General features: G+C 72.0%; 21 protein-coding genes and 2 tRNA genes. 5 read left to right on the top strand and 18 right to left on the bottom strand.

Annotation, left to right across the window (positions count from 1 at the left end):
* Window positions 1-38: 38 nt before the first annotated feature.
* Window positions 39-479 carry an OsmC family protein gene (locus tag AC0VXQ_RS05805; RefSeq protein WP_475527951.1) on the bottom strand — a complete coding sequence of 147 codons (441 nt, stop codon included), beginning with the start codon at window positions 477-479 and terminating at the stop codon, window positions 39-41.
* 73 nt (window positions 480-552) lie between these two features.
* Window positions 553-625: transfer RNA gene (locus tag AC0VXQ_RS05810), tRNA-Ala, on the bottom strand.
* A 189-nt stretch (window positions 626-814) separates the two neighbouring features.
* Between AC0VXQ_RS05810 and AC0VXQ_RS05815 the strand changes: the two genes are divergently transcribed.
* The 4 genes from AC0VXQ_RS05815 (at window position 815) to panD (ending at window position 2,642) form a co-directional block, all read left to right on the top strand.
* A complete protein-coding gene (locus AC0VXQ_RS05815) occupies window positions 815-1,279 on the top strand; it encodes a TspO/MBR family protein (RefSeq protein ID WP_475527952.1) in 465 nt (154 codons plus the stop codon).
* A 78-nt stretch (window positions 1,280-1,357) separates the two neighbouring features.
* A complete protein-coding gene (locus tag AC0VXQ_RS05820; protein WP_475527953.1) occupies window positions 1,358-1,762 on the top strand; it encodes a DMT family transporter in 405 nt (134 codons plus the stop codon).
* A complete protein-coding gene (locus AC0VXQ_RS05825) occupies window positions 1,763-2,077 on the top strand; it encodes a DMT family transporter (RefSeq protein ID WP_061225657.1) in 315 nt (104 codons plus the stop codon).
* A gap of 139 nt (window positions 2,078-2,216) precedes the next feature.
* A complete protein-coding gene (panD, locus tag AC0VXQ_RS05830) occupies window positions 2,217-2,642 on the top strand; it encodes an aspartate 1-decarboxylase (RefSeq protein ID WP_058730703.1) in 426 nt (141 codons plus the stop codon).
* A 211-nt stretch (window positions 2,643-2,853) separates the two neighbouring features.
* Here the strand turns inward: panD and AC0VXQ_RS05835 are convergent.
* The 11 genes from AC0VXQ_RS05835 to AC0VXQ_RS05885 all read right to left on the bottom strand — a co-directional run bounded on the left by AC0VXQ_RS05835 (window position 2,854) and on the right by AC0VXQ_RS05885 (window position 14,052).
* A tRNA-Ala gene (locus tag AC0VXQ_RS05835) sits at window positions 2,854-2,929 on the bottom strand.
* A 149-nt stretch (window positions 2,930-3,078) separates the two neighbouring features.
* Complete coding sequence (rsfS, locus tag AC0VXQ_RS05840; protein WP_058730704.1) at window positions 3,079-3,504, bottom strand: ribosome silencing factor; 426 nt, start codon at window positions 3,502-3,504, stop codon at window positions 3,079-3,081.
* Window positions 3,505-3,594: 90 nt separating this feature from the next.
* Window positions 3,595-4,437 carry a hypothetical protein gene (locus AC0VXQ_RS05845; protein WP_196826321.1) on the bottom strand — a complete coding sequence of 281 codons (843 nt, stop codon included), beginning with the start codon at window positions 4,435-4,437 and terminating at the stop codon, window positions 3,595-3,597.
* A gap of 50 nt (window positions 4,438-4,487) precedes the next feature.
* Window positions 4,488-5,306 carry a nicotinate-nucleotide adenylyltransferase gene (nadD, locus tag AC0VXQ_RS05850; protein ID WP_081046251.1) on the bottom strand — a complete coding sequence of 273 codons (819 nt, stop codon included), beginning with the start codon at window positions 5,304-5,306 and terminating at the stop codon, window positions 4,488-4,490.
* Between the two features lie 53 nt (window positions 5,307-5,359).
* Complete coding sequence (locus AC0VXQ_RS05855; RefSeq protein WP_058730706.1) at window positions 5,360-5,593, bottom strand: hypothetical protein; 234 nt, start codon at window positions 5,591-5,593, stop codon at window positions 5,360-5,362.
* A 70-nt stretch (window positions 5,594-5,663) separates the two neighbouring features.
* On the bottom strand, window positions 5,664-6,971 hold the full coding sequence (locus AC0VXQ_RS05860; RefSeq protein ID WP_064725473.1) for a glutamate-5-semialdehyde dehydrogenase: 1,308 nt from the start codon (window positions 6,969-6,971) through the stop codon (window positions 5,664-5,666).
* Window positions 6,972-7,003: 32 nt separating this feature from the next.
* Entirely contained in the window at window positions 7,004-8,206 is a 1,203-nt protein-coding gene (gene proB / locus AC0VXQ_RS05865) for a glutamate 5-kinase (protein ID WP_058730708.1), read from the bottom strand.
* 88 nt (window positions 8,207-8,294) lie between these two features.
* Window positions 8,295-9,881, bottom strand: a complete 1,587-nt coding sequence (gene obgE, locus AC0VXQ_RS05870) for a GTPase ObgE (RefSeq protein ID WP_064725472.1) — start codon at window positions 9,879-9,881, stop codon at window positions 8,295-8,297.
* A 203-nt stretch (window positions 9,882-10,084) separates the two neighbouring features.
* Window positions 10,085-10,342, bottom strand: a complete 258-nt coding sequence (gene rpmA, locus AC0VXQ_RS05875) for a 50S ribosomal protein L27 (protein ID WP_058730710.1) — start codon at window positions 10,340-10,342, stop codon at window positions 10,085-10,087.
* Window positions 10,343-10,387: 45 nt separating this feature from the next.
* Window positions 10,388-10,699, bottom strand: coding sequence for a 50S ribosomal protein L21 (gene rplU / locus AC0VXQ_RS05880; RefSeq protein ID WP_058730711.1), 312 nt, complete (start codon window positions 10,697-10,699; stop codon window positions 10,388-10,390).
* 215 nt (window positions 10,700-10,914) lie between these two features.
* Window positions 10,915-14,052 carry an Rne/Rng family ribonuclease gene (locus tag AC0VXQ_RS05885; RefSeq protein WP_328798533.1) on the bottom strand — a complete coding sequence of 1,046 codons (3,138 nt, stop codon included), beginning with the start codon at window positions 14,050-14,052 and terminating at the stop codon, window positions 10,915-10,917.
* A 526-nt stretch (window positions 14,053-14,578) separates the two neighbouring features.
* Between AC0VXQ_RS05885 and AC0VXQ_RS05890 the strand changes: the two genes are divergently transcribed.
* Entirely contained in the window at window positions 14,579-15,214 is a 636-nt protein-coding gene (locus tag AC0VXQ_RS05890) for a vitamin K epoxide reductase family protein (protein WP_328798532.1), read from the top strand.
* Between the two features lie 165 nt (window positions 15,215-15,379).
* Here AC0VXQ_RS05890 and ndk read toward each other — a convergent pair whose 3' ends face one another.
* The 5 genes from ndk to ileS all read right to left on the bottom strand — a co-directional run bounded on the left by ndk (window position 15,380) and on the right by ileS (window position 22,557).
* Complete coding sequence (ndk, locus tag AC0VXQ_RS05895) at window positions 15,380-15,793, bottom strand: nucleoside-diphosphate kinase (protein ID WP_058730713.1); 414 nt, start codon at window positions 15,791-15,793, stop codon at window positions 15,380-15,382.
* A gap of 83 nt (window positions 15,794-15,876) precedes the next feature.
* A complete protein-coding gene (locus AC0VXQ_RS05900; RefSeq protein ID WP_058730714.1) occupies window positions 15,877-17,136 on the bottom strand; it encodes a folylpolyglutamate synthase/dihydrofolate synthase family protein in 1,260 nt (419 codons plus the stop codon).
* On the bottom strand, window positions 17,133-17,576 hold the full coding sequence (locus AC0VXQ_RS05905; protein WP_058730715.1) for a DUF4233 domain-containing protein: 444 nt from the start codon (window positions 17,574-17,576) through the stop codon (window positions 17,133-17,135). Before AC0VXQ_RS05905 ends, AC0VXQ_RS05900 begins: the two co-directional genes overlap by 4 nt.
* Window positions 17,564-19,249: a bifunctional folylpolyglutamate synthase/dihydrofolate synthase gene (locus AC0VXQ_RS05910; protein WP_475527954.1), complete on the bottom strand. Its 1,686-nt coding sequence runs from the start codon at window positions 19,247-19,249 to the stop codon at window positions 17,564-17,566. The genes AC0VXQ_RS05905 and AC0VXQ_RS05910 overlap by 13 nt, the downstream gene beginning before the upstream one ends.
* 8 nt (window positions 19,250-19,257) lie before the next feature.
* On the bottom strand, window positions 19,258-22,557 hold the full coding sequence (gene ileS / locus AC0VXQ_RS05915; RefSeq protein WP_475527955.1) for an isoleucine--tRNA ligase: 3,300 nt from the start codon (window positions 22,555-22,557) through the stop codon (window positions 19,258-19,260).
* Window positions 22,558-22,850 lie beyond the last annotated feature (293 nt).

A 22,850-nucleotide genomic window follows, 5' to 3' on the forward strand; every position in this document is an offset into this window, starting at 1 on the left:
TGCCCACGCGCCGTCGATCCCCTGGCGATCGGAGCCCCTCAGGTACCCGACTCCACCGCGGGTACCCGCACCGCGTCCTGGGCGGTGAGCAGCCGGGAGACCGGGCATCGCTGGTGGGCCCGCGCGGTCAACTCCCGCACCTCCTGATTGGGCAGCCCGGGAATGGCCACGACGGCGGTGGGTTCGAAGCGGTAGGAGCCGTCGGGATTCCGGTGCAGCTCGACCTCGACGCAGACCTCGGGCCGATGCTGCGCGGGATCGAGTCCCTGATCAGAGAGGACGGCTTCAAGGGTCGCGGCGAGACAGGTGGACCAGGCCATGCCCAGCAGCTGCTCGGGATTGGCGCCGGACGAGGTCCGCTCAGGCGGCCCGGTGCGCAGGCTGAGGCCGTCGTCCGCGGTGACGGTGTCCTGGATGCCGCCCCGGTTGGTCACGCGGGTGCGGTACAGGACAGGATCGGAGGATTGCGGCTGGCTCATGCCCCCACGGTAGACCCCGTACAACGCAGAAGATCCCGGGCCATCCGTGCGGATGATCCGGGATCTTCGATCGTGGAGCTGAGGGGACTCGAACCCCTGACCCTCTGCATGCCATGCAGATGCGCTACCAGCTGCGCCACAGCCCCAACGGATGAAGACTATACCAGCTGCGGGCCGCCTGTCCAACTCGGCGGATCCAGGGTGGTGCGCGCCGGCCGAGCCTCCGGGAGATCCGCACCGCGTCTACCCTCCGCGTCCGCCCTCCGGGACCGGGCGACGTCGACGGGCCGCCTGCGCGTCCTGCGGTGCGACCCGCGTCTGACATGCTGGAAGACATGAACCACGAGACCCCCGCACAGCAGCCCGCGAAGGCCACGTCCGTCATCGTGCTGGCGCTGATGATCATCATCCCGCTGGCCGTCGGCATGGTCGGCTCCCTGGCCAGCGCCTCCGCCGTGGACGGCTGGTACGCCGACGCCGACAAAGCCCCCTGGACTCCCCCGAACTCCGAGTTCGGCCCGGTGTGGACCGTGCTGTACGTGATCATCGGGGTGGCCGCATGGCTGGTGTGGCGCGAGCACGGGCGCCCCGGACGACGCCGTGCCCTGACCCTGTACGTCGTCCAGCTGGTGCTCAACAGCCTCTGGACCCCGCTGTTCTTCAACGGCTACACCCACTGGGGCACCACCGGGCTGATCCTGGCCGCCCTGGACATCCTCCTGCTGCTGGCCTGCGCCCTGGGCACCTTCGCCGCGTTCCGGCCAGTCCAGAGGCTTGCGGCCTGGCTGCTGGTGCCGTAGCTGCTGTGGATCGCGTACGCGACCACCCTGAACCTGTACATGGTCTTCACCAACTGACCCACGAGAGGAGGGCCCCGGATGAAGCGCGCGCTGCTGCTGGTCGCCGCGATCCTCGCGGAGGTCTCGGCCTCGCTGAGCCTGAAGGCCGCGATGAGCGCTCCGTGGCTGTACGCCTGGACGGTCGCGGGATACATGCTGGCCTTCGTGCTGCTGGGGCTGCTGCTGTGGGCCGGCATGGCGCTGGGCGTGGCCTACGGATTGTGGGGCGCCGGCGGCGTCGCGCTCACGGCCCTGGCGTCCGCGGCGATCTTCGGCGAGGCCCTCTCCCCCCGGATGGGTCTGGGACTCGTGCTGGTGATCGCCGGTGTGCTGTGCGTGGAGCTGGGCTCCCAGCGGGTGCGCCGCCGGGCCCTGCGCTCGGTCGACGTCGGGCGGGCCGACGTCGGCCCGGCCGGGGACGCTCGGTACGGGAGGGTGAGGTAGGTGGCGTGGACCGTGCTCATCCTGGCGGTGGTGTGCGAGGTCGCGGGCACCTCGAGCCTGCGCCTGGCCGTGGATCGGGGCCGGGCCTGGTACGCGCTCACCGCCCTGCTCTACATCGCGGCGTTCACCGCACTGAGCGCGACCCTGCACCTGGGTATGCCCCTGGGCATGGCCTACGGGATCTGGGCGGCCCTCGGCGTGGCCCTGACCGCGGTGGTCAGCCGCGTGGCGTTCAAGGAGCCGCTGGACGCAGTGATGGCCGCGGGCATCGCCCTGATCGTGGGTGGGGTGCTGCTGCTGGAGACCGGCTCCTGAGCCTGGGCCGCGGGGAGTAGAGTATTCGGGCGCGCCCCGCCCCGGCTTCTTCGGGAGGGCGCCATCGCCGGAGGCGACGTCGTGCCGAACGCCGACCGTCTCCTGCCCCCCGTACCCACACACTTCTCCAGGAGGAACCATGCTGCGCACCGTGCTGGGCGCGAAGATCCACCGCGCCACCGTCACGCAGGCGGATCTGCACTACGTCGGATCCATCACCATCGACGCCGACCTGCTGCAGGCCTCCGGGATCGTGGAGGGTGAGCAGGTGCAGGTGGTGGACGTGACCAACGGCTCCCGCCTGCAGACCTACGCGATCGCGGGACCCGCCGGCTCCGGGGTGATCGGCATCAACGGGGCGGCCGCCCACCTGGTGCATCCCGGGGATCTGGTCATCATCATGTCCTACGTGATGGTCGATGCCCGGGAGCTGACCGAGCACGAGCCGCAGGTGGTGCACGTGGACGGGGAGAACCGGGTGGTCGCCCTCGGTGCGGACCCGGCGCAGCCGGTGCCCGGGGCCGAGGACCAGATCGACCCGCGACGCGCCGCCGTCGACGCCTGACGCGGGTCGGGGCGCCGCCATCGTCCGGCGCCGAGACCGCACGCGGTCGCCGAAACCGCACAAAACTGCCGAGACCGCACCCGACGGGTGCGGTCTCGGCGCGTCTGTGCGGTCTCGGCACATCGGTGCGGTTTCGGCGGTGAACGCCGAGGACGCCCGGACACACGACGAGGGCCCCACCGGATTCCTCTGGCAGGGCCCTCGTCCTCACTGGTGGAGCTGAGGGGACTCGAACCCCTGACCCTCTGCATGCCATGCAGATGCGCTACCAGCTGCGCCACAGCCCCAAGATCACTCTCGCGATCCCGTGTCACCTCGCGGCGACTCATCTACTGTACTCAGACCGTCTCCCCCGCGCCAAATCCGCGAAGGGTGATCTGTCACACCCGCGCCGCCCCATGCCGCGGACCCCGCACCGCGGGCCCGGCGTCGCGGCTCAGGAAGCCGGATCCTGGGCCAGTTCGGGGCTGTCGGGCATCTGCTCGGGATCGGCCAGCTCCTCCTCCACGCCCAGGGGGATCCGCGGGGCGTCGCTCCACAGCCGGTCGAGGGCGTAGAAGACCCGTTCCTGCTCGTGCTGCACGTGCACCACGATGTCCCCGAAGTCCAGGAGCACCCAGCGGCCCTCGGCCTTGCCCTCCCGGCGCACCGGCTTGATCCCGGCCTGCTCGCGCAGCTGATCCTCCACCTCGTCCACGATCGCGTCCACCAGCCGCTCGTTGGCAGCCGAGGCGAGCAGGAAGCCGTCGATCAGGCCCATCGCCTCGGAGACGTCGTAGGCGTTGAGCTGGGTGGCGTGCTTGTCGGCGGCGGCCCGCGCGGCGATGCGCAGGGCCTGCACGGACTCGGGTGCTGCGGTCATGGGAGGTCCTTTCGGTGGGGACGGCGGCGGGTGGCCGTCCGCTGACGGTTCAGTGGGTGCGGGCCGGGTCGGTCGCGGTGAGCACCGGGGTTACGGGATCAGGAAGATTACGCCGAGCACGACGGCGGCCACCAGCACCAGCAGGATCAGGGTGATCAGCCAGGCCCGGCCGGTGCCGCCCGGGGCCTTCGCATCCAGCCCGGACAGGTCCAGTCCGTGGGCATCCACCGCCCGGACGGGGCGGGCATCCTCGGGCTGCGCGGCGCCCTCCGCGGTCTCATCCTGGGCGGCCTCCGCCGGGGAGGTCTCCCCCGGCGAGATCTCCTCCGGGGCGCCCGCCTCCTCCGGATTCAGGCCGACCGGTTCGGACGGGTCGGTCTGCGGTTCCGGGGCGGCCACGGCGTCGTCGGCATCCGCCGACGCCGGCGCCCCGGCCCCCGCATGGGAACCCTGCACTCTCGGGGTGCTCCCGGTGATCACCGGGATCCCCATGGTCTGCGGGCCCAGCAGGCGCTCGTCGTAGAGGGTGCCGGCGAAGTCGGTGTTGCCCAGCCCCGACAGGTGCGCCGGATTCACCGAGACGATCCCGCCGGAGACCGTCCCCGGGCCGGCCCCGAGGATCTGGCGCTGCACGTCCTCCAGCAGGGCCCGGTCCCGGTAGGTGGTGGCGGTGCGGTCCCCGACGATCGCCGCGAACTCCTCATCCGCGCTGAGCCGGACGAACTCGCCCTGCTCGCTGATCGCCTGGAACCGCCGCTGGAACTCCAGCAGCCGATCATCCGGCTCCATGACCGGCACCACCGGAACCCCCTGGGTCGCGGGGTCCGGGGCGTTGCCGCGCAGGCGGTCCAGGTACTGCTCGCGGTAGCGTCGCAGCCTCCGGGGTCCCAGATCCTCCGGGGCGGGCGGGACCTGCAGGCCGTCCTCGGCCACGAACGTCTTCTGCGGGTCCGCGGTGATGTCCGTGGTGGTGCGCTGCGCGTTCAGTGCTGACTCCTTGACGAGATGCTGCCCTCCGGGGCCTCGGGGGCTCCGGTTCTCCCCGCCCGTGCGGGGACGGCGTCGTTCGGCTGCGATTCTACCGGCCGGGCCGCCGGATCCGCCCGGCATCCCGGCAGCTCATCGGGGCCCTGCCCGGCCCGCTCGGGCACCGTGACGTCCTCGCGGTGGTAGAGCTCGTACTTGTTGATGTACTGCACCACGCCGTCCGGGACCAGGTACCATACGGGCTTGCCGTCCGCGGAGCGGCGCCGGACGTCGGTCGAGGAGATCGCCATCGCCGGCACCTCCAGCAGACCCACCCCGGCCGCACGCTCCGGGGCGGCCAGCTCGTGGCCGGGTCGGGTGACCCCGACGAAGTACGCCAGGTCCCACATCTGGGCGGCGTCCTTCCAGGACAGGATCTGCGCCATCGCATCCGCCCCGGTGATGAAGAACAGGTCCGCGTTCGGGCGCAGCTGGTGCAGGTCCCGCAGCGTGTCCACGGTGTAGGTGGGGCCGGGCCGGTCGATGTCCACCCGGGAGACCGTGAACCGGGGGTTCGACGCCGTGGCGATCACGGTCATCAGGTACCGGTGCTCCGCCTCGGTCACCCGCTGGTCGGCCTTCTGCCACGGCGTGCCGGTGGGCACGAAGACCACCTCGTCGAGGTCGAAGACCGCCGCGACCTCGCTGGCCGCGACCAGGTGCCCGTGGTGGATCGGGTCGAAGGTCCCGCCCATCACGCCCAGCCGGGTCCGCCGGGGGCGGCGCGGCGGGACGGTCAGGGTGGTGTGCCCGGAGGTCTCCAGCTGGGGGTTCATGCGCTCCTGCCCGCGACGGCGCCCCGCGCGGGCGGGACGCCGTCGATCATGACTCAGTGCCGGTGGTACTCGGCGTCGTACTTCTCGACGGACTCCCGCTCAACCTCGCTGAGCTCGGACGGCGCGGAATCCGGGCGCACGACGCCGCGGCCGCTGTAGGAGTGGCAGATCAGGGCCAGCGCGATGAAGCCGACCATGAACAGGATGGCGAACCAGTGCGGCGCCAAGGGCAGCTCGTTGACCACGTGCTCCTCGGCCACGGTGGAGGCCAGGACTGCGATGCTCATGGGCGCTTGCTCCTCTCCGGCGGCCGGCGCGGCCGCGGCGTTCGGTGTGCGATGGATGCTGAAGGCCAGTCTAGCCCCTGGTCTGCCCCTGACCCCGCACGACCCACTTGCTCGTGGTCAGCTCCGTCATGCCCATGGGCCCGCGGGCGTGCAGCTTCTGCGTGGAGATCCCCACCTCGGCGCCCAGCCCCAGCTGGCCGCCGTCGGTGAAGCGGGTGGAGGAGTTGACCATGACCGTGGCGGCATCCACCCGGGAGACGAACTCGTCGGCCTCAGCGAGGTCATTGGTGATGATCAGCTCGGTGTGCCCGGTGGAGTGCCGCTGGATGTGGCGCAGCGCCTCCTCCATGTCCAGGACCACCCGCACGGACATCTCCAGGGCCAGGGACTCATCCGCCCAGTCCCCGTCCTGCGCTGCCAGCACCTGCTCCGAGAGCCCGCCGGCCAGCCGGGCCGCGGCCTCGTCGGCGTGCAGGCGCACCCCGGCCTCCAGCAGCCCGCGCAGCACGGCCTCGGCGGCCGGGGCGCCCTCCTGGATCAGCAGGGTCTCCGCGGAGTTGCAGGCCGAGGGCTTGTCGGTCTTGGAGTCCACCACCAGGTCCACGGCCATCTGCTCCGGGGCCGAGGCGCCCAGGTAGATGTGCACGTTGCCCTCCCCGGTCTCGATCACCGGCACCCGGGCGTTCGCCACGACGGACTGGATCAGCCCGCGCCCGCCGCGCGGGACCAGCACGTCCACGCGGCCGCGGGCCAGCATCAGGGCGGTGGCCCCGTCTCGGCCGTACTCGTCCACGGACTGCACGGCATCCATCGGGAACCCGGCGGCATCCAGGGCGTCGCGCAGGATCCCGACCAGGGCGGTGTTGGTCTCCTGGGCGGCCGAGCCGCCGCGCAGCATCGCGGCGTTGCCGGATTTCACGGCCAGCCCCGCGATGTCCACGGTGACGTTGGGGCGGGCCTCGTAGATCGCGCCGACCACGCCCATCGGCACCCGGATCCGGGAGACCCGCAGCCCGTTGGGCAGGGTCTGCCCGTCGATGATCTGCCCGACCGGGTCGGTCTGCCCGGCCAGCTCGTGCAGAGCCCCGATCAGCGCGTCGATGCGCGCATCATCCAGGGCGAGCCGGTCCAGCAGGTTCTCCGCCATGCCCTTCTCGCGTCCGCGGGCCAGGTCCCGGGCGTTGGCCTCCAGGATCACGGATCGTCCGGCGTCGATCCCCTCGGCCATCCGGCGCAGGGCGGTGTCCTTGTGGGAGCGGTGCGCGGTGGCCAGCACCCGGGAGGCGGCGCGGGCGTCATCGGCCATGGCCTCGACGGCCTCCTGCACCTCACGGGGCACGGTCGGAACGGACGGAGTGCTGCGATCGGTGTCGGTCATGGACCCGATGATAACGAAGGTGCCCGGCGGATTCAGCGGCGGCGCAGCACGGCCAGGTTGTCCACGTGCACGACGACGCCGTCGAACCCGTCGCCCAGCTCCTCCTCCGCGGCCGCGCTGGCCAGCCCCGCGATCCGCTCGATGTCCTGGCTGGAGTAGGCGGCCAGCCCGTGGGCGAAGGTGCGCCCCTGCGGGTCCTTGATCGCGATGGGCTCGCCCGGGCGGAAGATGCCCTCCACCCCGGTGATCCCGGCGGCCAGCAGGGAGGTGCGCCGGCGCACGGCCCGCTCCGCCCCGGCGTCGACGGTCACCGCGCCCTTGGTCTTGGCCAGCTGGGACAGCCACACCAGCCGGATCGAGCGGCGCCCACCCGTGGGCTGGAACCACGTGCCCACATCCGCCCCGTCCAGGGCCGCGGCGGCGTTGGCGGCGGAGGTGACCAGCGCGGGGATGCCGGAGGAGGAGGCGATCTTCGCGGCCTCCACCTTGGTGACCATGCCCCCGGAGCCGACCCCCGCGCGTCCGATCGTGCCGATCTCCACGCCCTCCAGGTCCCGCTCCGGGTCCGTCACGGTGCTGATCCGCTCCCCGCCCTCGGCCGGGTGCTTGGTGTACAGCGCATCCACGTCGGACAGCAGCAGCAGCGCGTCCGCCTTGATCGTGTGTGCGACGAGTGCGGCGATCCGGTCGTTGTCCCCGAACTTGATCTCGTGGGTGGCCACGGCGTCGTTCTCGTTGACGATGGGCAGCACGTTCAGGTCCAGCAGCCTCTCCAGCTGACGGTGGACGTTGTGGTAGCGGCTGCGGTGCATCAGGTCCTCCGCGGTGACCAGCACCTGGGAGATCGTGACGTCGTAGCGGGAGAAGATCTCGGTGTAGCGGGTCATGATCAGGGACTGCCCGACGGCGGCCGCCGCCTGCTGGGTGGCCAGGTCCTTGGGCCGCTTGGTCAGCCCCAGCGGGGCCAGCCCGGCCGCGATCGCCCCGGAGGAGACGAACACGACCTCCACCCCGCGCCCGTGGGTCTTCGCCAGCACGTCCGCGATCGTCGCGACGGCCAGCTCGTCCAGGGAGTGGGCGATCGAGGTCAGGGAGGAGGAGCCGACCTTCACGACGATGCGCTTGGCCTTGGGCAGATCCTCCCGCCGCTCGATGGGGCTGATCCTGTTCTTCCCCCGGGACTCGGCCGAACGCTGGATCTCGGCGCGGGACAGGGACGCGGACGGGGTGAGCATGGGTTCTCCTCTTCTGCGTGGGCGGCGATCGCGGGTCGGTATCAGACGGACGGTGTCGAAGCGGCCCCGGTGGGGTCGTCGCCGGGGGTCAGTCGGTGCCCTCGGCGCGACGGCGGGCGCGCCGGTCGCGGGCGGCGTCCACGGACTCCGTCCACTTGCCGGCCAGGCGCTCGGCCTCCAGCTCCTCGCGCGCGGCGGCCTTCGCGTCCTTGCGCTGCTGGTAGTCCTCCCGCTTCTCGGCGCGGGTGGGGCGGATGATCTCCTCGAGCCTGGAGTCGGTGCCGCGCGGGCTGGACAGCAGCTCCGCGCCGCCGACCATCGTCGGCTCCCAGTCGAAGACCACGGCGTCGGCCTCCTCCCCGATCACCACGGCGTCCCCGGGGGTCGCGCCCTGGGCGAACAGCTCGTCCTCGACGCCGAGCTTGGCCAGGCGGTCCGCGAGGAAGCCCACGGCCTCGTCGTTGGCGAAGTCGGTCTGCTTGATCCACCGCTCGGGCTTCTCCCCGAGCACCCGGAACAGCGGCTCCAGGTTGCGCTCCTCCCGGCGGATGCTGAACTCCCCGCGCCCGCCGCGGCGGCGGGACACGGCCCGCGGGCGCAGCACGGCCGGGGCCTCCTGCGTCTCCTGCTCCTGATCCTCCTGCGCGGCCCGGGCCTCGGCCACCAGCTCGGCCATCGCGAAGCCCAGGGCGCGCAACCCCTCGTGGGAGGCGGTGGAAACCTCGAAGACCCGCAGCCCGCGGGCCTCCAGCTCGGGGCGCACGAGCTCCGCCAGCTCTCTGGCCTCCGGGACGTCCACCTTGTTCAGGACCACCAGGTGCGGGCGCTGCACCAGGGGCGTGGCGGTGCCGGCCGTGGGATCCACGGAATAGCCGGCCAGCTCCTTCTCGATGACCTCGAAGTCCGAGATCGGGTCCCGGCGCGGCTCCAGGGTCGCGCAGTCGATGACGTGCACGATCGCCGCACAGCGCTCCACGTGGCGCAGGAACTGGTGGCCCAGCCCCCGACCCTCGGAGGCGCCCTCGATCAGCCCGGGCACATCGGCCACGGTGAAGCGGGTGTCCCCGGCCTGCACGACCCCGAGGTTGGGCACCAGGGTCGTGAACGGGTAGTCCGCGATCTTCGGGCGCGCCGCGGACATCGCCGCGATCAGCGAGGACTTGCCGGCCGAGGGGTACCCGACCAGGGCGACATCGGCGATGGACTTCAGCTCCAGGACGAGGTCCCGCTCCTCGCCGTCGATGCCCAGCAGGGCGAAGCCGGGGGCCTTGCGCTTCGGGGAGGCCAGGGCCGCGTTGCCGGCCCCGCCCTGCCCGCCGTGGGCGGCGACGAACTCATCGCCCATCCGCACCAGGTCCGCCAGCACCTTCCCGTCCCGGGTCTTCACGACCGTTCCCTGCGGCACGGACAGGACCAGGTCCGCCCCGTGGGTGCCGTGGGAGAGCCCGCCGCGGCCGATGTCGCCCTTGGGCGCGGTCTGGTGCGGCGAGTGGTGGTATTCCAGCAGCGTGGTGGACTGCCCGTCCACCCGCAGGATCACGTCTCCCCCGTTGCCGCCGTTGCCGCCGTCGGGGCCGCCCAGGGGCTTGAACTTCTCGCGGCGCACGGACACGCAGCCGTTGCCGCCGGCGCCTCCGCGGGCGTGCAGGACCACCCGGTCCACGAAATCGGCCACGTGCAAAACCCCTTCGGTCAGCGGATGGGAGGGGCGCCGCGGGGTGCGGCGCCGGACTCCGGCGGGCCCTTCGATCCTATCGGCCGCGGAGGTGATGGACGAGAAGAGGGCCCGCTCTCCCGTCAGGGGAAGGCAGGCCCTCTTCTGCATGGTCACCGGCTGGTTGCGGCCCCCGGTGCGAGCCGTGCTCCTCGCGGGGAGAACTACTCCGCGGCGGCGAGGATGTTGACGACCTTGCGGCCGCGGCGACGACCGAACTCGACCTGGCCGGCGGCCAGGGCGAACAGGGTGTCGTCCCCGCCGCGCCCGACGTTCTCACCGGGGTGGAAGTGGGTGCCGCGCTGGCGGACGATGATCTCGCCGGCGTTGACGGACTGGCCGCCGAAGCGCTTCACGCCCAGGTACTGGGGGTTGGAGTCGCGGCCGTTGCGGGTGGAGCTTGCACCTTTTTTGTGTGCCATTACTGCCTGCCTTCGTAGGGGTGACGGGTGGGTGAGCGGAGCCGATCAGGCGTCGATCGCGGTGACCTTGACCTGGGTCAGCTCGGCGCGGAAGCCCTGGCGCTTCTTGTAGCCCGTCTTGTTCTTGTACTTCTGGATGACGATCTTCGGGCCGCGCAGGTCCTCGACCTTCTCGGCGGTGACCTTCGCGGAGGCGAGGGCCTTCGGGTCCGCCTGGACCTTCTCGCCGTCCACCAGCATCAGGACGGGCAGCTCGATGGTGCTGCCGGCCTCACCGGCGACGCGGTCGAGGGTAACGAGGTCTCCCACGGAGACCTTTTCCTGGCGGCCGCCAGCGCGGACAATCGCGTACACCACTTGGGAACTCACTTCTCTCGACATTCAACGTACTGGGGTTCTGCTCAGAGCACCGCAACCACCGGGGACGTGGCCGCCGGACGTGGGACGCACCCGGAGGACGGGTCCGTCGAGGAAGGTCGCAATGAGCACCGACAGTCAAGGATACGGCACAGCCCCGCGCCCGGGCAAGTGTTCGCCCGGGCACGGCGGCCGCGACGCCGCTCGGCCGCGGGTCACTCGGGCCGGCGGATGTCCTCGGCCTTCACGCCGACGCCGAGCATCATGACCTCCTCGGCCTGTGCGGCCGCGGCGGTGGTGCCGTCGGTGCTGGGGGCGGCCGCGGCCGTGGCGACCCGGACCCCCGAGGCCTCGCCCTGCTGACCGGCGACGATGCTCCCGCCCTGCCCGCCGTCGGAGCTGGCCCGACGAGAACGGCGCTTGGGGCGGGAGGCGGAGGCCGGCCGGGCCCGCTCCTCCTGCGCCGGGGCAGCTAGTGCGGCCTGGGCGGACTCCTGGGCCTGATCCGGCTGCTCGGAGCGGCGCGAGGCGCCCGGTGTGGCGACTCCGGTGACCGTGGGCCGCTGCTCGGCCGGGTCCTGCGCGGTCCGCGCCGGGGACTGGGCCCGCCGGGGGGTGCGGGAGGTCCCGGACCGGCGGCCCTGCTCCTGCCGGTCCTCGCCCCGGGTGCGCCCACCCCGCTCCTGAGCGGAACCGGACTGCCCGGCGTCGGACTTCCCGGTGCCGGACGTCGCGGAGCCGGAGTTCTCTGCGCCGGACTGTCCGCCGCGCTCGGTCTGCTCCGAGCGGCGCGAGCGCCGGCCGGGCTTCATGTCCTCGAGGGCCTCGAGTGCGGCCTGGCGCGCGGCGTCGGCGGCCTCGCGTCCGGCCCGGCGGCTGTCCTCCCGGCGCGTGCGCCCGGCGCGTGCGGAGCGGGTGGTCCCGGCCCGGCGCGGCGCCGGCAGCCCGGTCTCATCCTCGACCGACGACGCCGAGTCCTCCCGGGTCCGGCCCCGGCGGGACTCGCCGCGGGGCGCATCCTCGCGCGGGGAATCCTCGGCGGCGGAGGACTCGGTCCCGGCCCCCTCACGGGGCGCCTTGCGGTCGAAGGCCTCGCTCAGCGAATCCAGGTCCAGAGACGGCTCGGAGCCCTCCTGCTCCTGGGCGGGCTGCTTCTGCTCGCCGTGGGGCAGGGTGACGACCTCGCCGTGGATGGTCACGACCATATCCGGGTCCTCCGGCAGGCCGCGATCCCGGCCGTGATCGGCGCCGTGCTCGGCGTCGTCCTGGGCCGCCGCACCCTGCGCGGACTCGGTCTGCTGGTTCTCGGTCTGCTCCGCCCGGGCGCGCCCGCCGCGCCGGCGGCGCTTGCGCTTCTTGGCGGCCTTGGACTCCTCGCCCTCGCCGTGGTGCTCGGCGTGGTCCTGGGCCTCGGGACGATGCTGCGACTGTTCGGTGCCGTCGGCCTCCTCGTGCTTGGAGGAGGCCGCCGCGATGGTCGCGAAGGCCGTGCGGGCGGCCTCGGCGCGCGCGTCGTCCTGCGGGTTGCGGGGGGTCTCCTCGCGCTGCTGGCGGTTGCGGGACCGCTTGCGGTCGTGCCGGTCATGGCGGTGGTGGGTCTCGGAGCCGTGACCGCCCGAGCGGCCCTTCAGCGGCTCGTCGTGCACGACGACGCCGCGGCCGTCGCAGGCCTCGCAGGGCTCGGAGAAGACCTCCAGCAGACCCGTGCCCATGCGCTTGCGGGTCATCTGCACCAGACCCAGCGAGGTCACCTCGGCCACCTGGTGCTTGGTGCGGTCCCGCCCGAGGCACTCCACCAGACGCCGCAGCACCAGGTCCCGGTTGGACTCCAGGACCATGTCGATGAAGTCGACGACGATGATCCCGCCGATGTCGCGCAGGCGCAGCTGGCGCACGATCTCCTCGGCGGCCTCCAGGTTGTTCTTGGTGACGGTCTCCTCCAGGTTGCCCCCGGAGCCGGTGAACTTGCCGGTGTTCACGTCGATCACGGTCATCGCCTCGGTGCGGTCGATGACCAGGGAGCCGCCGGAGGGCAGGAACACCTTGCGATCCAGGGCCTTGGCCAGGCCCTCCTCGATCCGGTAGTGGTCGAAGACGTCCTCCTCCTCGGTCCACTGCCGCAGCCGCCCCACCAGATCCGGGGCCATGTAGGTCACGTACGCCTCGATGGAGTCCCAGGCCTCCTGACCCTGCACGACCATCGCGGAGAAGTCCTCGTTGAACACGTCGCGCACGGTCTTGATGGACAGGTCCGGCTCCTGGGACAGCAGCTCCGGGGCGGTGGTCTTGCGGGAGTTCGCCTTCTTCTGGATCTCCTCCCACTGCACCCGCAGTCGGTTGATGTCGTGGGCGAGGTCCTCCTCGCTGGCGCCCTCCGCGGCGGTGCGCACGATGACGCCGGCGCCGTCGGGCAGGTGGTCCTTGAGGATCTTCTTCAGCCGGGCCCGCTCCGTGTCCGGCAGCTTCCGGGAGATCCCGGTCATGGACCCGCCGGGGACGTAGACGAGGAAGCGCCCGGGCAGGGAGATCTGCGAGGTCAGCCGGGGGCCCTTGTGCCCGATCGGATCCTTGGTGACCTGCACCAGCACGGAGTCCCCGGACTTCAGGGCCCGCTCGATGCGCCGGGGCGCGCCGTCCAGGCCCGCGGCGTCCCAGTTGACCTCACCGGCGTAGAGCACCGCGTTGCGCCCGCGGCCGATGTCGATGAACGCCGCCTCCATGGAGGGCAGCACGTTCTGCACCTTCCCGAGGTAGACGTTGCCGATCAGGGAGTCCTGCTGGGTCTGGGACACGAAGTGCTCGGCCAGCACCCCGTCCTCCAGGACGCCGATCTGGATGCGCTCGTCCTTCTGGCGCACGATCATCTGCCGGTCCACGGACTCCCGACGAGCCAGGAACTCGGCCTCGGTGATTCCGTGCCGACGGCGCCCGGAGGCGCGGGATTCCCGACGGCGCTGGCGCTTGGCCTCCAGGCGCGTGGAGCCCTTCACGGAGGTCACGGCGTCGGCCGAGGTGGACTCGACGATGCGCGGGGTGCGGACCTTGGTGACGGTGTTGGGGTCCTCCTCCTCGTCCACCAGCTCCAGGTCCGTGTCTCCGCGGCGCCGCCGACGGCGCTTGCGGGCCACGACCTCGCCGTCGTCCTGCGGCTCGTCCTCGGCGGCCTCGAGCTCGGCCTTCTCCTGCTGCTTCTTCGCCAGGGCCGCGGCCTTCAGCTCCTCGATGTCCGGGGCCTTGAACAGCACGGAGGTCGCGCCGAACGGGTCGGCGGCGACCTCCGGGACGGAGGAGGCGGCGGGTGCGGTCTCGGCGTCCTCGCCCCGGGGGGCGGCGCCGTCGTTCTGGGTGCTCATCGTCTGCGGATGCTCCTGTGGTGCGGCCGCGGAGCCGTGCCGCACCCGGTCCGCCGCCGCGGATGGTGGCCGGTCGGCGCCCCGCCCTGAGGCGGGCGGGACGAGCCGGAAGTCGTCTGGCTGCCCAGCACCGTCTCTCCAGCCGTGGCATCGCCCGGCGATCAGGCCCCGCCGGGGATCATCTCCCCGCGGGCCGCGGTGGGTGGGCCGATGGTCGCGCCGAGCTCCGCAGTCTCACGGGAGTCTTGCCCGGGTGGTCTTTGCCCGGGCGCTCGCTGGAAGCGCTGCCAGGCGGTGCACGACACCCGTCGGCGGCACATCGGACCGGAGGAGACCGCGTGCGGCGCGGCCCTCGGCCTCCCCCAGTATCGCACACCCCCGCCGCGGGAGGGAGGGGCGGGGCCCCGGTGCGTGCAGGACACATCCAGGAGACGCACGGTCGACGCCGCTAAGATGACCGACGCACGCCCACCGGCGGCGCCCCGGCGCCACCGGATCATCCCCGACCCATGAAGAAGGTGCCCGCGTGAGCGCAGCAGTGACCGAACTCCCCGAGGATTCCGCGTCGGAGGGGACCGAGACGCTCCCCCAGCGTCGGCGCCTGGCCTGGCTGATGGTCGTGACCGGCGCCGTCGGCTTCTTCGCCGCGGCGATGCTGGTGTGGGAGCGGCTGCAGATCTACGTGGATGCCGGCCACGTCTCCAGCTGCGACCTGAACTCCCTGGTCAACTGCGGCACCGTCATGCGCACCAGCCAGGCCGCGGCCTTCGGCTTCCCGAATCCGCTGATCGGCATCGTCGCCTACGCGATCATCCTGACCATCGCGACGGCGATGCTCGCCGGGGCGCGCCTGGCCCGCTGGTACTGGTGGTGCGTGCAGATCGGGGTGACCCTGGGCTTCGTGTTCATCTGCTGGCTGTGGTACCAGACCACCTTCCGCATCGACGCGCTGTGCCTGTACTGCATGATCGTGTGGATCATGCAGACCACGCTGTTCGTGCATGTCACGGTGCACAACATGCGCACCGGGGTGATCCCCGTGCCGCGGCGGGTCGCCTCGGCGATGACCGGCTGGGCCTGGTTCCTCACCGTGATGATCCTGCTGGTGCTGTTCGGGATCATCTTCATCCGGTTCTTCTCGGTCATCATGGGCATGTTCTAGGCGCCGGGTGCGACCCGCGCGGGTCGCCCGCAGGCACGGACGGGGCCCGTCCCGACGCACCGCTTCACGCGGTGGTCGGGGCGGGCCCCGTCGTAGTTCACGACACCGAGCCAGCCGCGGGGTGCTGCCCCGGGCGGGGCGCAGCGGCGGCGCACAGGCGGCGGTTCAGCCGAACCAGATGCCGATCTCGCGCTGGGCGGATTCCGGGGAGTCCGAGCCGTGCACGAGGTTCTTCTGCACGTCCTCGCCCCAGTCGCGGCCGAGGTCCCCGCGGATCGTGCCGGCCGGGGCGGTGGTCGGCTCGGAGGGGCCCATGATGGTGCGCAGGCCCTCGATGCAGCGGTCCCCCTCGATCACCGCGGCCACGACGGGCCCGGAGCCCATGAAGCGCACCAGCGGCTCGAAGAACGGCTTGCCGGCGTGCTCGGCGTAGTGCTGCTCCAGGATCTCCCGGGAGGGGGTGAGCATCCGCAGCTCGGCGATGCGGTAGCCCTTGGTCTCGATGCGCGAGAGCACCGCGCCGATGAGGTTGCGTTCCACGCCGTCGGGCTTGACGAGGACGAGGGAGCGTTCGGTCATGGGATCCTCCTGATCCGGAAGACGTGCGGACGGTATGACCCCATCCTAGCCAGCCGCACCCGCGCCACGGCGGAGGCGGAGGGTCAGCCGCGCGGGGTCTCGAGGCTCCACAGCCGCCGCACCTGCACCCCCAGCTGCCGCAGCACGGCCGTGCCGAAGGAGATCGTGCCCAGCGCGAGCTCGACCCGCGTCGGATCGGAGGCGGCGTCTCGGCCCGGCCGAATCCGCTCCAGCAGCTGCGCCAGCCCGATCACCGGGACCCTCTCCGTCAGCTCACCGGGCAGCCGGTAGTCCAGGTGCCCGTCCCGCCCCAGGTCCACGAAGGCGTGCTCGACGCCGCGGTCATCCAGCAGATCGGCGATGGCCCGCCAGTCCTTGGTCATCGGCACGGACCACCACACCCGCTGCACCCGCCCCGCATCGGAGACGGCCCGCGCGGCCTCCAGCGCGTGGGCCGCCCCTGCCGCGTCGATTCCCGCGTCCACGACCAGCAGGCAGCCGTCCGGAAGGCGGTGGGCGCTGCCGCGCCCGGGCCGACGCACCGGGCTGGACCCGAAGCCTTCCGGCGGTTCGTCCACGCCCAGGGCGCGGGCCGCCGCGCGCGCCGCGGCCAGCGCGACCCGTTCGTTCTCCACGAGGAAGTCACCCGCGGGCACCACCACCAGGGGTGCTGCGTGGCGGGCGCAGGTCCGGCGCAGGAGCCGGTCCGGGCCGGGCGCCTGCGGGACGCTGGCCACGGGGGCTGGCCCGTGCACCAGGCCGATCTTCTCCTGGGCCACGTGCATCAGGCTCGGTCCGAACACGTCCAGGTGCTCCGGGAGAATCCGGGTCAGGGCCACGGCCACCGGGTCGAACAGGCTCACGGCGTCGTGGGCCCCGCCCATCCCGGCCTCGTGGACCACGACCTGCGCCCCGGCCGCGCGCAGCATCGCATGCCCCAGCACCGTGAACAGATCCGTGGGCGCCAGATACGCGCCGGGGGCCGGGGCCGCCTCGGGCAGGACGGCGGCCAGGCGGTGCAGGCCCGCGCGGTAGGCCGCGGCCGGCAGCACCTGCCCGTCCAGGACGAAGCGGTCCCGGTTGGAGATGATCCCCGGGGAGCTGACCAGCCCGACCCGCAGCCCGCAGGCCTGCAGCCGCCAGGCGATCTCCGCGGCCGTCTGCCCCTTGCCCTTGGAGCCGGTCACCACCACGCTCGGCGCGGGGTCCCCGCCGCGCAGCAGGCCTTCCAGGACCCGGCCGGCCCCGGCGACGTCGCGCACGGCGTCGGCGGGCCGAGCCGCCCAGCCGGCGAAGACCGTCCGGGATTCCAGGGCCCGCAGGCCCTCATCCGTCGCGCTCACGCGCGCCCGTGGGTGCGCTCCCACTCCTGCTCGGCCTCGAAGCGCTCGGCCTTCTCCCGGTCCAGGCGCGCGCCCACGACCATCGAATACCACCAGCAGGCCAGGAAGCACGCGCCGATGAAGAACATCGCCGGCACCAGGAACCCCGTGGCCACCAGCAGCACCTGCAGCACCCAGCCGGCGGTGTACCCCCAGGGCCTGCGCAGCAGGGCGCACAGGGCGACGAAGGCCGCCGCGAAGATCAGGCCCCCGATCATCACCGCCGTCTTCAGGCCCGCCCCCGCGTGGAAGACCGAGAGGCCGAAGAACGCCAGGGTCGCGAAGAACACCACGAGGGCCTCGAGGACCAGCACGGTGGAGGCGAACATCATCCGCACGGAGCTGGGCTTCTTGACCTGCCCGGGCCGCCATTCCCGCTGCGCGCGCGTCAGCCGAGCCACGGGCCCTCCTCCCCTCCGGTCGGCTCCCCGTCGGCTCCCGTCAGACCGGATTCCGGCAGCGGGCCCAGCAGCATCCGGGCCTCCCCGGCCACGGTCACCGACCCGGTGATCAGCACGGCGGCGTCCAGCTCCTCGCGCACGGCGGCATCGGAGACGGCCGCGGTGATCGCCTCGTCCAGGCCGGCGAAGGCCTGCACGGCGTCCTCGTCGAAGCCCTCCGCCACGGCCAGGCGCGCCAGCTCCTCCGGGTCGATGGCCCGCGGGGAGTGGGAGGCGCTGACGTACAGGCGGGCGTCGAAGCGCTCGGACTCGGCGTAGGACTCGCGCAGGATGCGCAGCATCTGCGCCGCATCCTTATCCGCCAGGATCCCCAGGACGATCTCCAGCTCCCGTGCGGGCACGGTCTCCTCGACGGCGCGCACCTGCGCACGCAGCCCGTGCGGGTTGTGCGCGGCGTCGATGATGACGGTCGGGGCGGTGCGCACCGTCTCCATGCGGCCCGGGGAGCGCACGGCCGCCAGGCCCGCCCGCACCAGCTCGACGTTCAGCTCGCGTTCTCCCCCGCCCAGGAAGGCCTCGACGGCGGCGATGGCCAGTGCGGCGTTGTCCGCCTGGTGCTCCCCCGCCAGGGGCAGCGCCAGGTCCTCGTAGACCCCGGCCAGCCCCTGCACCGCGAGCACCTGACCGCCGGTTCCCGGGACCCGGGAGCGCACCCCGAACTCCACGCCGCCGAAGCGGAACGGAACCCCGGCCTCGCGGGCGGCCTCCAGCAGGATCTCGGCGACGGCCGGAGACTGGGCGGAGGAGACCAGGAATCCCTCGGGCTTGATGATCCCGGCCTTCTCCCGGGCGATCTCCTCCACGGTGTCCCCGAGCATGCGGGTGTGGTCCAGGTCGATCGGGGTGAGCACGGAGACCGCGGCGTCGGCGACGTTGGTCGCATCCCAGCGCCCGCCCAGGCCCACCTCCAGGACCATCACGTCCACGGGTGCCTCGGCGAACACGGCGAAGGCCAGCACGGTCATCGCCTCGAACTCGGTCAGCGGGACCTCACCGCGCTCGGCCAGCCGCTGGTCGGCCAGGAGCACGAAGGGCCGGATCTCGTCCCAGGTGCGCACGAAGGTCGCGTCGTCGATCGGGGCGCCGTCCACGGCGATGCGTTCGGTGACGCGTTCCAGGTGCGGGGAGGTGTAGCGCCCGACCCGCAGATCGTGGGCCATCAGCAGGGCCTCGACCATCCGGGCCGTGGAGGTCTTGCCGTTGGTGCCGGTCAGGTGGATCACCGGGGCGGCGTGGGCCGGATCCCCCAGCAGGTCCATGGCCAGGCGCATCGCGTCCAGGCGAGGCGCCATCTGGGTCTCCGGGGCACGCCCGCGCAGCTCCGCGGCCACCGACTCCGCGGAGAACGCGTCCTCGCGCGGGTCCGGGGCCAGGTGCGGCAGATCCACCTCGAGGTCCTCCCCGATGCCGTGGGGCACCGGGGAGGCGGAGCCGGTGCGCTCCATCTCGGTCAGCTCGCGGGCGATCGCCTCGTCCTCATCCTCCACCTCCTCCTCCCCGCCGAAGTGCGGATCCAGCGGATCCAGCTCCGGGGGGAAAGGCGCGGGCTGCCGCCCGGCGCCGTCGTGGTCCTCGCGGGGATCCTGCTCCTCGCGGAAGGGCTGCTCGGTCATGCTCTGGCTCAGTCCTCGGTCGTCACGGTCACGTGCAGGCCCTCGCCCGGCTCCAGCACGAGGTCATCGGTGAGGGTCTCGGCGGCCACCAGCTCGGCGTGGGACTCCACGGCGGCGCGGGTCGCGGCGTCGGCGATCACCACGGTGCGGATCCGGTCCGAGACCATGAGGTCCTCGTCCTTGCGAGCCTGCTGGATCGCGCGGATGACGTCCCGGGCGGTGCCCTCGGCCTCCAGCTCCGGGGTCAGGTGCGTGTCCAGGACGAGGAAGCCGCCGTCGATCACCGCGACGACCCGCTCGGCCCCGGCGGACTCGTCCACCACGGTCTCCAGCTCGAACTCACCGGGCTGCAGGCCCAGGGGCTCCTCGAGGGTCTCGGAGCCCACCACGACCCCGTCGCCATCGGTCCGCCAGTCCCCCGCCTTCGCAGCGCGGATGGCCTGCTGCACGAGCCGACCCAGCCGGGGTCCGGCGGCCCGGGCGTTGACCTTCAGGCTGCGGGAGATGCCGTAGTCCTCGGCTGAGGTCTGCTCGGCGTCCAGCACGGTCACCGTCTTGATGTTCAGCTCTGAGGCGATGATGTCCGCGTAGGTCCCCGCCAGATCGGCCCCCCGCGGGGCGGCGACGGTGAGGGAGGCCAGGGGCTGGCGCACGCGCAGCCGGTGGGCCTTGCGCAGCGCCGAACCGGCCGAGCACACGGCCCGGGTGGTGTCCATGAGCTCGGACAGATCCGCCTCCTCGGCGAAGGCCCCGGCGTCCGGCCAGTCGGCCAGGTGCACCGAGCGGCGCCCGGTCAGCCCGCGCCACATCTCCTCGGCGGTCAGCGGCAGCAGGGGCGCTGCCACCCGGCACGCCGTCTCCAGGCAGGTCCACAGCACGTCGAAGGCGACGATGTCCTCGTCGAAGAAGCGCTGGCGGGAACGGCGCACGTACCAGTTGGTCAGGGCGTCGGCGTAGTGACGCAGGTGCTCGCAGGCGCTCCACACGTCGTAGGCGTCCATCGCCGCGGTGACGTCCGTGATCAGCTGGCGGGTGCGGGCCAGGATGAACCGGTCCATCACGTGGTCCGAGGTGTAGCGGGGCCGGGCCTCGTAGCCCTCCCCGTCGAAGGCCGCGTTCGTGTACAGGGTGAAGAAGTGGTACACGTTCCACAGCGGCAGCATCACCTGGCGCACGCCCTCGCGGATGCCGCGCTCGGTGACGATGAGGTTGCCCCCGCGCAGGATGGGGCTGGACATCAGGAACCAGCGCATCGCATCGGAGCCGTCCCGGTCCAGGACCTCGGAGACGTCCGGGTAGTTGCGCAGGGACTTGGACATCTTCTGCCCGTCCGAGCCCAGCACGATGCCGTGGGAGACCACGTTCTTGTACGCGGGCCGGTCGAACAGGGCCGTGGCCAGGATGTGCAGGGTGTAGAACCAGCCGCGGGTCTGCCCGATGTACTCCACGATGAAGTCCGCCGGGTAGTGGTGCTCGAACCACTCCTTGTTCTCGAAGGGGTAGTGCACCTGGGCGTAGGGCATGGACCCGGAGTCGAACCACACGTCCAGCACGTCCGGGACGCGGCGCATCGTGGACTTCCCCGTCGGGTCATCCGGGTTGGGCCGGGTCAGCTCGTCGATGAACGGCCGGTGCAGATCCGGCTCTCCGTCGTGGTTGAGCGGCAGGCGCCCGAAGGCCTCTTCCAGCTCCGCGAGCGAACCGTAGACCTCGGTTCGCGGGTAGTTCGGGTCATCCGAGACCCACACGGGGATCGGCGAGCCCCAGTAGCGGTTGCGGGAGATGGACCAGTCCCGGGCGTTCTCCAGCCACTTGCCGAACTGGCCGTGCTTGACGTTGCCGGGGATCCAGTTGATCTGCTCGTTGAGCTCGACCATGCGGTCCTTGAACTCGGTCACCGACACGTACCAGGAGGTGATGGCCCGGTAGATCAGGGGGTTGCGGCAGCGCCAGCAGTGCGGATACGAGTGCACGTAGGACTTCTCCCGGATCAGCGCGCCCTTGGCCTTCAGCGCGTTGATAACGGTGCGGTTGGCCTCGAAGACCTGCACCCCGGCGATCCCGGTCAGGGTGTCGTCCCCGGAGGCGGTGGGCTCGGCGAACAGCGGCAGGAACTTCGCGCCCTCGTCCACGGAGAGCACCACGGGGATGTCGTGGGCCTCGCAGACCTTCTGGTCGTCCTCACCGTAGGCGGGGGCCTGATGGACCAGCCCGGTGCCGTCGGTGGTGGTCACGTAGTCCGCGACCAGCACCTGCCAGGCGTTGCCAGTGCCGTAGGTCTCGGCGTCGACGAAGTGATCCCACAGCGGCGCGTAGCGCACCCCGGCCAGCTGGGCGCCGTCGTAGGTCCGCACGACGCCGGCCCGGGCCGCGGCGGCCGGATCCTCGGCGTCGGCGTACCCGAGGTCCTTCGCGTACTCGGCCAGCAGGTCCTCGGCGACCACGTAGCGGGCCCCGGCCCGCTCACCGGCACCCTCCACCAGCACGTAGCGGATGTCCGGGCCGACGGCGATCGCCTCGTTGGTCGGCAGGGTCCAGGGCGTGGTGGTCCAGGCCAGCAGGTGGGCACCGGCCAGCTGGCGGGCAACGTCGGGCTCGGCGGCCAGGGAGGTGTCCTCGGTGACCTCGAAGGCCACGGTCACCGTGGGGTCCTGCCGGTCCTGGTAGACGTCGTCGTCCATGCGCAGCTCGTGGTTGGACAGCGGGGTCTCGTCCTTCCAGCAGTACGGCAGCACGCGGAAGCCCTGGTAGGTCAGGCCCTTCTCGTGCAGCCGCTTGAAGGCCCAGATGACCGATTCCATGTACTCGACGTTGAGCGTCTTGTAGTCGTTCTCGAAGTCCACCCAGCGGGCCTGGCGGGTGACGTACTTCTGCCACTCGTCGGTGTACCTGAGCACGGAGGAGCGGCAGGCGTCGTTGAAGCGGTCGATGCCCATCTGTTCGATCTGCTTCTTGTCCGTCATGCCCAGCTGTTTCATGGCCTCCAGCTCGGCCGGCAGCCCGTGGGTGTCCCAGCCGAAGCGGCGGTCCACCTTGTGCCCGCGCATGGTCTGATAGCGAGCCACGAGGTCCTTGACGTAGCCGGTGAGCAGGTGGCCGTAGTGGGGCAGGCCGTTGGCGAAGGGCGGCCCGTCGTAGAACACGAACTCGTCGGTGGGTCCGTCCGGGTTCTCGCGCTGGTCGATGCTGGCCTGGAAGGTGCCGTCCTGCTCCCAGTGGGAGAGCACGGCCTCCTCGATCGCGGGGAAGGAGGGGGAGGCGGGGACGGCGTCGCCTGCGGCGGAGGACTTGGGGTAGTGGCTGCTCACGCGGACATCCTGAGGCTGGTCGGGTCTCTTGCTCGTCAGGACGCCCGCCGCCGCGGGACCGTTCGGGTCCCGGACCGCGCACGCGGTACCACCTCACTTGCCGGGGCCGAGGAGCCCGCGGCGGCGCACAGGGGCCGCCGCGGGAGGTTCTCGACGGTCCTCGACCGCTTCATTCGTCGGCTGTGACGGGCCTGCCCGTCCGGGTCTAATGAGGCTGTATCTGTTCCGCCTTCCCCCGCGCCGCAGCGCTTCGGTGGGGGTCGGCAGGTACCGCCCGTTCTTCCGGATTGCTC

The sequence above is a fragment of the Rothia sp. QJM3NY_36 genome, from assembly GCF_056173115.1.